This window comes from Phormidesmis sp. 146-33 (assembly GCF_052939515.1).
The window spans coordinates 114,635-126,350 of sequence record NZ_JBJPHU010000008.1; the positions used below are offsets into that span (position 1 = coordinate 114,635).

Annotated in this window: 10 protein-coding genes; 4 read left to right on the forward strand and 6 right to left on the reverse strand. The window is 49.1% G+C overall.

Features of this window, described 5'->3' with window-relative positions; genetic code table 11:
- Positions 1-44: 44 nt before the first annotated feature.
- Entirely contained in the window at positions 45-872 is an 828-nt protein-coding gene (locus tag ACJ2PR_RS05750) for an SWIM zinc finger family protein (protein WP_446876309.1), read from the reverse strand.
- Between the two features lie 222 nt (positions 873-1,094).
- Between ACJ2PR_RS05750 and ACJ2PR_RS05755 the strand changes: the two genes are divergently transcribed.
- The 3 genes from ACJ2PR_RS05755 (at position 1,095) to ACJ2PR_RS05765 (ending at position 3,357) form a co-directional block, all read left to right on the forward strand.
- Entirely contained in the window at positions 1,095-1,799 is a 705-nt protein-coding gene (locus ACJ2PR_RS05755; RefSeq protein WP_446876310.1) for a response regulator transcription factor, read from the forward strand.
- Positions 1,800-1,883: 84 nt separating this feature from the next.
- Positions 1,884-2,717: a cyanoexosortase A gene (crtA, locus tag ACJ2PR_RS05760; protein ID WP_446876311.1), complete on the forward strand. Its 834-nt coding sequence runs from the start codon at positions 1,884-1,886 to the stop codon at positions 2,715-2,717.
- Positions 2,701-3,357 carry a cyanoexosortase A system-associated protein gene (locus ACJ2PR_RS05765; protein ID WP_446876312.1) on the forward strand — a complete coding sequence of 219 codons (657 nt, stop codon included), beginning with the start codon at positions 2,701-2,703 and terminating at the stop codon, positions 3,355-3,357. The genes crtA and ACJ2PR_RS05765 overlap by 17 nt, the downstream gene beginning before the upstream one ends.
- 135 nt (positions 3,358-3,492) lie before the next feature.
- On the opposite strand, the gene ACJ2PR_RS05770 is transcribed toward ACJ2PR_RS05765, so the two are convergent.
- The 5 genes from ACJ2PR_RS05770 to ACJ2PR_RS05790 form a co-directional block, all read right to left on the reverse strand.
- The gene (locus tag ACJ2PR_RS05770) at positions 3,493-4,533 is read right to left on the reverse strand and encodes a PEP-CTERM sorting domain-containing protein (protein ID WP_446876313.1); all 1,041 of its coding nucleotides are present in this window, start codon (positions 4,531-4,533) and stop codon (positions 3,493-3,495) included.
- Positions 4,534-5,215: 682 nt separating this feature from the next.
- A complete protein-coding gene (locus ACJ2PR_RS05775) occupies positions 5,216-6,223 on the reverse strand; it encodes a zinc-dependent alcohol dehydrogenase family protein (RefSeq protein WP_446876314.1) in 1,008 nt (335 codons plus the stop codon).
- A gap of 533 nt (positions 6,224-6,756) precedes the next feature.
- Complete coding sequence (locus ACJ2PR_RS05780) at positions 6,757-7,962, reverse strand: ABC transporter substrate-binding protein (protein WP_446876315.1); 1,206 nt, start codon at positions 7,960-7,962, stop codon at positions 6,757-6,759.
- A gap of 524 nt (positions 7,963-8,486) precedes the next feature.
- Positions 8,487-9,443: a sugar-binding transcriptional regulator gene (locus tag ACJ2PR_RS05785; RefSeq protein ID WP_446876316.1), complete on the reverse strand. Its 957-nt coding sequence runs from the start codon at positions 9,441-9,443 to the stop codon at positions 8,487-8,489.
- A 138-nt stretch (positions 9,444-9,581) separates the two neighbouring features.
- Positions 9,582-10,385 (reverse strand): SDR family NAD(P)-dependent oxidoreductase, encoded by an 804-nt coding sequence (locus tag ACJ2PR_RS05790; protein ID WP_446876317.1) that lies wholly within the window; start codon positions 10,383-10,385, stop codon positions 9,582-9,584.
- A gap of 165 nt (positions 10,386-10,550) precedes the next feature.
- On the opposite strand from ACJ2PR_RS05790, the gene ACJ2PR_RS05795 reads away from it, so the two are divergent.
- On the forward strand, positions 10,551-11,716 hold a 1,166-nt coding region (locus ACJ2PR_RS05795), incomplete at its 3' end, for an ABC transporter substrate-binding protein (protein WP_446876319.1).

The following is an 11,716-nucleotide window of genomic DNA, read 5'->3' on the forward strand; positions in this document are numbered from 1 at the left end:
GCTACCTCTCTAACAAAGGTGGTGGGCAGAATTCTCTCAAGATTCTATTCCTCGTCGTCTGTCGTCATGGCAATTTGCACCGCTTTTTGGCTGACCGTCTCATAAACCGTCGTGAGGTACTCCATTGCAGCTTTAGTCGAAGCTTGATTAGGCGGATCAGACTTGAGGGGAATTGTTCCCAAAACGGTCAACACCGTCTCGCTGGTGGGCGGCGGCGTAATCACGATCAGAGAAGGTTCGAGTTGTTCGTGGTATTGCCAAAAGCGATCAAGGTTCAGAGGGGTCGCTGCTCGAAGGGTTGGTGTGTCTGACGGCTCGATCACAATGGGATCACTCCCCATGCCGCGAATTTGACGCAAGGCTTCGATAATTTGCTCTTTGGTGCGGCCGCGTAGCTGAAACAGAACAAACGGATCTTCACTAAAGCGATCGCCCAGCAGGTAGTAAACGGCTCCAATATGCTTACAGGGATTGGCAGGATCAGGGCAAGAACAGCGACTATGAATATCAAATTTATTAAATGGAAACAAACTCAGCCCATTTGCAGTGAAGACTTCTTCAATATTTTGGGGCATTTCTCCAGCCAGCAGCTTTGCCGAGAAGATTGCCCGTTCTGCCATCGACTCAACCACATAGCTCCATTGTTCATCGCTAAACGGGTCGAGAGAGAGAGAAACTTTGTAGGGTTCTGGGGCCGTCCCCTGCACGTTGGCAGACACTTTTGCGCCTTGGAAGTCAATCCCCAAAACGTTTCCTTCTCTGGCGTAGGTGCGGGCGCGAGCTAATCGACGAGTCCACCCAAAGGATTCGAGTACATCAATCCAGCGCTGGGCCCACCATTCGCGACTCGGTTGAGAATAAGCGTCTGTCATGAGACTGGAGTGTGTAGAGGATGAATTGTATTATAGGTGTGAATGATGGGTGTGAATTAAAAGGGACTGGCGAATACAGTTAGCTTCGCAAGTGCTTTCGGCAACGCGGCTAACAGAACAAAACTTACCTTCGCAGGTTAAGACGCTTTCAAAGGAACTTACATTCACGCTATAGCTGTCTTAAATGAGTCGTGAGATGATTGGGCAAGTCGAGATAGCTGGGTGGGCTACTCGATCGTTGCTAACCGTCTTGTTGCTTGGGTTATGGTGCAAATTTTGCTGGCTGAGGATGATGAGTTGTTTCGTCTGGGGTTACGAATGCGGCTACAACAAGAGAATGGATTGGAGATTGTCGCCGAGGCAGAAGATGGAGAGACGGCGGTTGAGTTGACCCGATCGCAAAAGATTGACCTTGTATTATTAGATGTCGGCTTGCCAGGAATCGGCGGCATCGAAGCCTGTCGTCAAATCAAACAGCAGCAGCCTCAATTGCCAATTTTGGTGCTAACGTCTCGCTCCGAAAAGGATTTGATCGCTCGATTGATTACGGCTGGCGCACATGGCTACTGCTTAAAGGGACTCGCCGCTGAGAAATTGATTTTGGCAGTGCGATCGGTAGCCGCAGGCGCTTCGTGGTGGGATCAGACGGCCACAACCGAGATTCAAGCCGTCTTTCAACAGGATGCGGGCTACACAATACCGACCGTTGCGAGCAATCCTCTGACCCGGCGAGAGCAAGAAATCCTCGGATTCGTCGCAGTTGGGAAATCAAATCAAGAGATTGCTGAAATTTTGGTTATCTCACCTGGCACGGTGCGGGTTCACGTCCACGCGATTTTGCATAAGTTAGATGTCCGCGATCGCAACCAGGCCGCCGTCTTCGCAATTCAAAACCATCTGCTTGCCGCTGAGTTTCTACCTAAATAATCTCTCCCAAATAATCTCTCTTCAGAAATACGACAAACCTTAAAAAACTTCATAGGGTTAGATCCTGTGAGTTTGAGGACGATCGTGAATCTGCTCAAAAACGCTAAATTTTGGCTACTTGGAATCGCGGCCACTCTGACCGTCCTTCAGTTACAGCTTGCGTGGCGCAGTGGTCACAAAGAGCTAATCGAGCCGAGTTTTTTGTGCTGGGTGGCGGTGTGGTTTTTGGTGTGGCGTAACCGTTCTAGTTTGAGATTGGAAAGTGGAACAGCGGCGACCAGTGTGGGACTTTTGCTGATCGTCTGGGTGTTGATCAGAAGTGCTGCTGTGGTGGAATATGATGCCTTTTTGCGTTTCTCGCCGTTTGTTTCAGCGTTGGGGTTAGCGTTGTTGGCTTCTGGGTTTGGCGTTAGACAGTATTGGCGAGAGTTGTTGATTTTGGGGTTTGTTGCGATTCCATCGACGAGTTTGTTGTCTACGATCGACCTTTCTCCTTTGACGGCCGAGTTTGCGACTAGCGTTCTCTGGTATTTGGGCTATCCGGTCATGCAGCAGGGAGTTAATATTGTGCTGCCGACGGGTGTTGTAGAAGTTTATGAAGGCTGTTCGGGTTCTCAGTTAATTTTGCAGCTATTAACGCTGACGTTCCTGTTTTTGGTTGTATTTCCCAGTCGTCTGATTTCAAAGCTGTTGATTCCATTAATTGCTGTATTGATTGGATTCGTGGTAAACGGTATTCGAGTCGCAATCATGGCAGTATTATTTGCAAATTCTAATCGCCCTGCCTTTGACTATTGGCATATTGGTGCAGGGTCGCAGATCTTCTCAATCATCGCGGTCATATTACTGGGAGTTTTTTGTTATTTTTTACCGTTTGAGACAGAGTGGGAAATCGAGGCGGATGCAGAAGAAATTTAGAATTGGACTGCTGGCGGCCACGTTGACCAGCGCTTTGTGTGTATTGGGAAAAACGATCGTAGCGCCTGCCCAAGAAGTTGATACGGTTGCCACGATCGCGTTGCCCGCCAAAGTCACACTTCCGGGTTGGCAATTTCTCGCCAGCTATCCCTTGATTGTCAATCCCCAAAGTCCCGGTTTGACCTCACCCGTCACCGAGCAAACGATCGCAGGTCGTGCGTATCAATATGCTCAAAATGGAGTACCCCTCACCATTGAGATGCGCTATTTTGTCAACTCTTATACCCATGCGCCGTCTGCGATCGAAGAAAGTTCTCTCACCTCTACCCAACCGCTGTTAACGATTCGTCAGCGCAACGGTTTTTATGCGTTGTTTAGCCGACAAAACCGCACCCATCTGAGTGCCTGTATTCCCGTTTATGGTGAAAGTACGGTGAGCGATCGCCAGTTTATTCAAAATCAAAATCGGGTTGAAGTTTTATCCAAGCGATCGCTTCCCTGGTTACTGGGTCAGGCTGCTTTGCGCGATCGGCAGTGTCTCTGGGCAACGTTATCGATTCCTTCTACAGCGTCACCTGAGCAATTAGAGGCGGCCTGGGATAATTGGTATCCCTTATGGCGCGGCAGTTTGAGAGACTGAAGACGTTAGACAAGAGACATTGGTTGCTCCGTTTCAGTCGGCTTCTGCCCCCTAAATCCCCCACGAGTAGGGGACTTTGAAGGGAGCCAAAGTTCGGCGATCGGCGAAACAATGTCAATTCACGATCGACTGAAGCTATTTATTTGATTTCTTCTGACGCTGGCGCGCTCTTCTTTTTTGCATTAGAGCAGCAATTCCGATCGCTGTTCCAGATCCTAAAATCGTCAAGGGTTCAGGAATGGGTTCGCCTTCGGGAGTGGTCGGAGGCCCGATCGTCGGAGGCGGAAACAGTGGTTGACCGGGAGGAGCGATCGTTTGTGGAGGATTAGAGTCATTGTTGTTGTCGTCGTCACCGCCCGTCAAAAGCGCCACCCCAGCCCCCACACCCAGCAGACCTAACCCGACAGCCGTTCCTGGAAAAGGAGGCGCACCGCCGCCCGTAATTGGAGGAGTCGTCCCCCCCGCTGGAGGCACTTGTCCTGTCACAGGCGGAATTCCTGCACCGGGAGGCGTTTCGGCAGATGGAACCGGAGGCGGCAACGCACTTCCACCACAGGCTGTATCTCGCAGCCGCACAATAAAGTCGTCAAAGTCACGATCTTGTTGCGCTCTCGTTCTGACAAGGGCTGACCCGGTATCATCCCACGCGAGAATCATGCCACCGTCTGCACAAAGATTAGTCGGATTGCCCGTAAAAGTGACCTGACGCTCTTTGTTGGGGTTCATCGTGTCTTCTGAGTAGACCGTCCCTGTGGGGCGACCGTTAAAACTCGACTCTAGATAGAACATGTATCGAGTGTTGGGTCGAAAGGTGAAGCGGCCCAGCGGTTTGATCACGGTTGCTTGTGCTGTGCCCAAAAAGTCGCGCTCTGTGTTGAAGTCGTTAACTCGAGTCGAGGGTCGCTCTACCGGAGCGGGACTGTCGGCAGGTTTGACCTCGATCAAGAGCGGAGTTTTCTCGTTGGTTTCCAGATTGATCACGCCAAATGTAGACTGATAGGCCCCATGAGATTCTACAAAGTCGGACTCGATCGTGGTTTCTCGATTAAATTGCACGCCTCCATTTCCGATCGACAGATCGGCGGCTTGAGCTTGAGCCAATAAGTTTGTAGCAAGCCAGCCCAGAGCAACGCCACAGGCTAAAACCTTTGAATGGTGACGACGAGGTATTTGCATGGATAGATGAGGGCTATTTTGTGAACGATCGAGAAACTCTTTCGCCTGGTGAGAAGGGCGCTTTGACGAGATATTCAGGAGGGGAGTATCTTTTGACACGACTTTTGGCACAATAGTAAATCAAACGCTACAAAGAACCTTTAGAGAACAGGAATGAATCACTTTTACTCAAGAAGATGTGGTTATCAAGTTGTCCTTTAAGGGGACACTACGACGAACAACAAAATGATGTCTTTGTTTCTGCTCAGTGTAAAAATGTTCAAAACAACAAAACATCACCCGATCGAGACATCATATCGAGGCGAATCTCATTCTTATGGGATACGTCAATAAAGCGAATCCAATTGAACAAGCTTTTGGGATGGAAATCGTACCGCTAGTGAAACGCTAGAGATTTACATCCTCACCTTGATGGATGATTTTAGATGGATTAAGTTTAGGAATTTGTTGGCGACGATCGACGAATCGGAAAGCGTGCAGTAAAAGATTTCATCAGGCTTCTTTAAGAAATCAACTTTGTGTTGCTAGAACTGATGTACATTCGGTCAAGTTCTTTCGCTTTGTTGTTTGGCGCTTTTGCCCCCAACTTCCCAATTTTGGCAGACTTTAGAATGAGCGTTCTGGTTCAAAGTTCCTTACGGGCGGGAATTTGGAGACTGTTTCTAGCTAAATCGGATTCCCGTTAAAATTGCAAGCAAATCTTGCCGAAGTGTGCGCCGCTTTCAAGATACTGCAATGCTTCACGAGCTTCGGTAAAGGGAAAGACCCGATCGACAACTGGACGAATTTTGTGTAGCGCGATCGCTCGATTCATCTCTGCAAACATCTCCCACGAACCAACGTAAATTCCTCTAACTTGAATACTTTTAGTGAAAATCGGCCGCAAATTTGTGCCTAAGTCTGCTCCTGATAGCACTCCGATCACGCTAAGGTTTCCTCCAATTTTGGCAGCTTGCAGCGATTTGGGTAACGTGCCGGCTCCTCCAACTTCGACGACATGATCGACCCCTTCGCCATTTGTCAGCCGATACACTTCTGCATCCCAGTTGGGCGTTGTTTTGTAGTTGATTCCCTCATGGGCACCCAGTTGACGCGCTTTAGCTAACTTCTCGTCGCTGCTAGAGGTCAAAATAATTCGTGCCCCCGCAAGTTTGGCAAACTGCAATGCAAAGATAGATACGCCGCCCGTCCCTTGCAGCAATACCGTATCTCCCGCCTTTAGACCACTTCTCATCAGAGCATTCCATGCCGTCACAGCCGCACAAGGAAGCGTTGCCGCTTCGAGATCTGAAAGATGATCAGGCACCGCAATCACTCCGGCTTGAGGCAGCACTCCATATTCTGCTAACAGCCCATCTCCAGGACTTCCCAGCGTCGATCGCAACCCTGCCTTAGTAGGAGCGCCCGATCGCCATTGCTGAAAAAAGGTACTGGCAACCCGATCGCCGACTTTGACTTGAGTCACCTGCTCCCCGATCGCCACCACTTCACCGACTCCATCCGACAGCGGAATCAACGGCAACGCCTGGTTGGGATTGTAGCGACCCTGAACTACCATCAAATCGCGATAGTTGAGCGAGGCAGCCTTGAGACGCAGCAGCACTTGGTCAGGAGCAGGTTGGGGAGTGGGTCGATCGACAACTTGCAGCGCGTCTAACCCAAAGGAATTTTGAATGGCGATCGCTTTCATGATGTGGCCTATTGAAGGAGCTAGTCCTTCAGAATTTTAAGGGATTGCAACCTCCACGAATTGCAGTTGTCCTCTAACCTGATTGACAGACAAATCTCTTTTGGCTTCGTAGAACCTCGCGGAGCATCCTCGCTAAACTCACCTTAACGTGAATTCGATGAGAGTTTTTCGCTTCGGTGTTTACGGCTTCTGCCCCCCAAGCTGCCAATTTTGGCGGACTTTCAGACAAGATTTTTGATTCAAAGTCCCTCACTCGTGGGGGATTTAGGGGGCTGCCTGGAGTGATCGCCACAGCGAGGGATTTCATCGAATTCACGTTAAGAATTTTGTCCGTCAATCTGCTTCAAAACTAAAATTTTTTTGTTCAGAACACGATCGTTCCAGTTTGAGATAGAAACGTTGCGGTTTGAAGTGCGATCGCTTAGGCTGACAAATCCCTGATCATTTCATAGAATTTCCGCGAGGCATTATCGCCGAATCTACCCGCAACGGCAGCGTAGCGACGGGGATTAAAGTTTGCCAGCCAGAAAGGGCTACTTCAAAAATGCAAACTTGCCGTTGTTGCCATCAGCATCCATCTTAATTTGAGCAACGTAGAACTCTTTTTGCACAATGTCTCCTTCTGGCGTAAAAGAAATGGCTCCGATCGGCGTTTCGTACTGTCCTTTGAGCAGCGTTTGGTTGAGAGCGACCCGCAGATCAGGAAGCGCCTTTTGAGAAACTTTGGTTTGAGCGTCGATCGTTTTCAAGGCCTCCACATAGACCTGAATTGCAGTAAAGGCTTGAGCGCTAAACTGGGGCGGTTCTTTTTTAAACTGGGCCTGATACGCCGATCGAAAGGCTTTATTCACCTCACCGGGATGCTCTGGACTATAAGCCTGGGCAATCAAAATGCCGTCACAGAGCGCCTTACAGACGGGCAAGATATTCGATGTGTTAAGACCATTGCCGCCGATAATCAGACCTTTGTAGCCCAATTCTCGCAGTTGACGCACCAGATTACCACCGTCGGCTGCTAGTCCAGAAACGATCACCAGGTCAGGCTTTGCGTTGATGCCCGCAGTGGCTTGAGACTGAAAATCGGTGTCCGCCGTCTGAAACTTTTGCACCGTGACCAACTCTAACTTTTGGTCTTTGACCGTCTGCTGAAAGATCTCAGTTTCTGACTTACTAAACGCATCATTTTGAGCATAAAATACCGCCACTCGTTTGATCTGCGGATTGATTTTTAGAGCCGCTCTGACCGAATTGGGTGCCACGATCGACACCGGAGCCGACACCCGTGCGACAAACTCCCCAATCTGTGGAATGCCCTTTGCCGTATTCGATGGCCCCAAAACCGGAACCTTGGCTCGATCGGCGATCGGATCAGCACTAAAGGCCTGTTGAGACAGCGTAGGGCCGACAATTGCGACCACTTTATCTCTTGTCAACAGCGTCTGAAACGCATTGATAGCGCCCGCTTCGTCCCCCGCCGTATCCTGAAACACCAGCCGAATCGGGGTGCCATTCACGCCGCCTTTATCGTTGAAGTACTTCTCAGCAATTTTTGCTCCCGCCACTTGTTCTTGCCCCAACAGGGCGACATTACTGGTTTGAGCGACAGCAACTCCGATCGGGATTCCGCTAGAATTGCCGCCCGAATTGCTCCCAGAATTGCTCGTCGAAGCTGTACTACAAGCTGACAATAAAATCGTAAAAACCAACAAAACCCAGGTTCGAGCAAAATTTGATTTCATAAACACAAATCAGAATTGAGAGTCATAGTTTGATCTACCACAAATTGGGCAGCCACACTGAGCAATTACGGTTTGCAGGTTTGAGCGCGATTTTTGGGGTTGCTCAACAATAGTACAAACTCGCTACCCAATTCCCTAATGCTGGGGGCTTTCAAACTCAACGATCGTATGACTATGCTGTTTGAGTTGTGAGAATTCGGCGATTCGTGATTAGTGGTTAGGTATAAACCAATGGCTAAGAACTAATGACTAGCAACCCGCTATTTGAAGATTCTTACAACAGATTTAGAATTGCGATAGCAATCCCAAGTCACTCGTGAAATACAGCATTGATCGTGCCCCCTAAATCCCCCAACTTTGGGAACTTTGAGCCGAGAGACTTCCTAGATTTCAAGAGACATTCCCCAGTTTCAAAGTCCCCCAGACTGGGGGATTTAGGGGGCTGAAGCGGACTGGAACGGAGCGACAAAAATCCGTTCATGACTCATTTAGAATTGCGATATTCAGATTCCGCAATGCCAAATTTAAGAACTCGCAAGAATGGCTTGTGCTGCACTATCGTCAGTAATTAATCCACTAATAAGCTTGCCGTGGAGAGCCGCGAGAATCGACTCAGACTTTTTTGCGCCTCCCGCAACCCCAATTACCAGCCGTTGAGTCGGTTGTTCTAAAGGAACTCCAGCCACTCGACTATTGGTGCCACCGCAGATTAGAGTTCCGTTGCGATCGTAGGCCCAGCCCGCGATTTCTCCGACTGCGCCCAATTCAATCAGTTCGGTGACTTCTGCATCATTGATAAATCCATCTTGATGAAGCGGCGCATTCCAGACAATCTGACCCACCCCGACAAAGGTTGCTTTTGCTTGTTCGGCTAATCGCTTTACCGTGAGAAATGAGTGCTGCGTTTGTAACAGATCTCGCTCTTTTAGGTTGGTCGCCACAACTGGAGTCGGAACAGGGTAAGCCTGAGAACCCACCCGATCGGATAAGTGAATCACCACCTCATGACGGCCCGCCCGCCCCGCATGGGACATATTGCCCAAAATCGAGACAATCTTATGCTGAGGCTGGTTCATCGGGGGAATTTGCTCAACCATCGATCGCAGCGTCCGCCCCGTTGAGAAAGCCAGAATCGTTGGTGTTTTGGCCACTAGATAAGCTTCTAAATGAGTCGCCGCACAGACCGCAATCCCGTTGAAGGTGTCGATCGCCCCATCATTAGGAACAACTTCACACACCAACAGCCCAAACTGATCTCGAATCGCCTCCGCCAGCGCAATACACTCACTTAACGGATGATCAAGCCGAAACTTGATGAGTTTTTCGCTAACGGCCAGGGCAACTAATCGCTGCGCCATCTGTCGAGAAACATTTAGCTTGGTAGCGATCTGTTCCTGGGTGTTTTCCCCAATGTAGTAGAGCCAGGCAGCATGAGCCGCAAGATCTAACTTACGATCGTAGCGATCGGACGACTCTCGCATTGTTCACCTTCCAACAACATTTTCCAAAGTGAGGCTCTATCAACAGGAACTACCTTGTTCTTTGTTAAATATACGCCCAAAGACTGATTTATTGCTCAAAGATTCAATTAGCTCAACTGTGAAGGCGTTTGAGCAAACTTACGATATTCCCCCTGTGATCTCCAGATTAAAGCCTGTGATATAACTAGCCTCCTGACTCATCAAAAAGGCAACGCCATTGGCGACTTCTTCCAGGCTTCCTAGTCGGCGCATTGGTATAGAGGCAATCATCTGCTGTTCTACCACTTTGGGGTCAGGATCAAAGTACTGCGAATTGGTAGCCGCCTGCAACTCTGTTTGGCGAGTCCACATATAGCCAGGGCCAATCAGCGCAGGTGAGATGGCATTGACGCGAATGTGATGAGGCGCAAGATCTTTGGCGGCTGTTTGCGTCATGCCGATCACAGCAAACTTTGAAGCTCCATAAGCCAGCATGTTGGGCGGGCCAACCACTCCGGCATAGCTTGCAGTATTAACGATCGCTCCTCCACCCGTTTCTTTCAAGCACTGTGCCGCAGTTTTGAGCACGTAGTAGACCCCAATGATGTTAATGTCAACCACCTTTTGAAAGTCAGCATCGGGATACTCATCGGTCTTGGCAAACACGCCCTGATAGCCTGCATTGTTGAACACATAGTCTAGTTGTCCAAACTGTTCTATCGCTGCCGCAAACGCCTGACGAACATTGTCTGGGTCAGTGACATTGCAGGTCAGGGTTGTGATTTTGGTGTTGTAGTGTTTTAGTTCGGTGGCGACTTCTGCCATTTTTGTCGCATTGAGATCAAGTAGGACGATGTTTGCTTGATTGGCAGCAAACCGATGGGCAGTTGCTCGTCCAATGTCTCCAGCGCCCCCAGTGATCAAGATTGTTTTATTAGAGAAATTGTAGGTTGCAGTCGTCATCTTTGAGTTCCTTTTTTCAACTTATAAACATATGTTTCAATTGCTTTCTGACTTCTCATCTGGCAACTAAATCTGGCTATGATTCTATTATTGAGCAATTGTTCAGTAGTTGAGCAAAAAATAAAACTTGTAATTCAGTTTTTATTACATAGGAGACATATGATTGTGACGCGGCAATTCCGCTTCGCCAAATTGTTGGCAATGTTTTTTGTGGGTGTTTTGCTAGTTCAGCTTCATGCCTGTTCGGGGGGAGGCGGGTCACAAGCTAATCGAAAAAGCACCGTCACGATCGCCACCGTTAATAACAACGACATGGTGATCATGCAGGAGCTTTCAAAAGAGTTTGAAAACGCCAATCCTGATACACAGCTTAAATGGGTAGTCCTCGAAGAAAACGTATTGCGTCAGCGCGTTACCAACGACATCGCCAACAAAGGTGGACAATTTGACGTGATGACGATCGGCACCTATGAAGCGCCAATTTGGGCAAAACAAGGCTGGCTCAAACCCCTGGACAATCTCCCTGCTGACTATGATGTGAATGATCTTCTTCCTCCGGTAAAGCAAGCGCTTTCTAGTGACGGCAAACTCTATGCACTGCCTTTCTATGCTGAGAGTTCGATGTTGTATTACCGCAAGGATCTGTTTCAAAAAGCGGGAATTACCGTTCCTGAACAACCCACTTACGCTCAAGTCAGAGAATGGGCAGGCAAAGTTCACGATCCAAACAATGGAGTATATGGGGTCTGTTTGCGCGGGAAACCGGGCTGGGGCGAGAACATGGGATTCTTCACCACATTAGTTAATACGTTTGGTGGACAGTGGTTTGATATTAACTGGAAACCAACGATCGACAGTCCAAATTGGAAAACTGCGCTGAACTACTATGTTGATCTGCTCACTCAATATGGGCCGCCAGGTGCAAGCTCTAACGGATTTAACGAAAACTTAGCTCTCTTCTCGACAGGTAAGTGTGGGATGTGGGTTGATGCAACAGTGGCAGCCGGAAAGTTATCAAACCCCAAAGAATCGCAAGTAGCGAATACAGTTGGCTTTGCACGGGCCCCGATCGCCAGCTATCCAAATGGCTCAAACTGGTTGTGGGCCTGGTCGTTGGCAATTCCTTCTACAACCAAATCTCCTGATGCGGCTCAGAAGTTTGTGACCTGGGCTACTTCCAAGCCCTATGTGCAGCTAGTTGCTGAGCGTCGAGGTTGGATTGCGGCACCTCCTGGCACTCGGAAGTCTACTTATGAAAATCCGAACTACCAGAAGGCGGCACCCTTTGCCCCGATCGTGCTGCGATCAATTGAGTCAGCCGATCCGAGCAA

What these genes read in the sequence shown, in the direction of transcription:
- ACJ2PR_RS05770 (WP_446876313.1), bottom strand. Translation starts at nt 4,533, where the DNA reads ATGCAAATACCTCGTCGTCACCATTCAAAGGTTTTAGCCTGTGGCGTT.
- ACJ2PR_RS05775 (WP_446876314.1), bottom strand. Translation starts at nt 6,223, where the DNA reads ATGAAAGCGATCGCCATTCAAAATTCCTTTGGGTTAGACGCGCTGCAA.
- ACJ2PR_RS05785 (WP_446876316.1), bottom strand. Translation starts at nt 9,443, where the DNA reads ATGCGAGAGTCGTCCGATCGCTACGATCGTAAGTTAGATCTTGCGGCT.
- ACJ2PR_RS05790 (WP_446876317.1), bottom strand. Translation starts at nt 10,385, where the DNA reads ATGACGACTGCAACCTACAATTTCTCTAATAAAACAATCTTGATCACT.
- ACJ2PR_RS05765 (WP_446876312.1), top strand. Translation starts at nt 2,701, where the DNA reads ATGCAGAAGAAATTTAGAATTGGACTGCTGGCGGCCACGTTGACCAGC.
- ACJ2PR_RS05750 (WP_446876309.1), bottom strand. Translation starts at nt 872, where the DNA reads ATGACAGACGCTTATTCTCAACCGAGTCGCGAATGGTGGGCCCAGCGC.
- ACJ2PR_RS05780 (WP_446876315.1), bottom strand. Translation starts at nt 7,962, where the DNA reads ATGAAATCAAATTTTGCTCGAACCTGGGTTTTGTTGGTTTTTACGATT.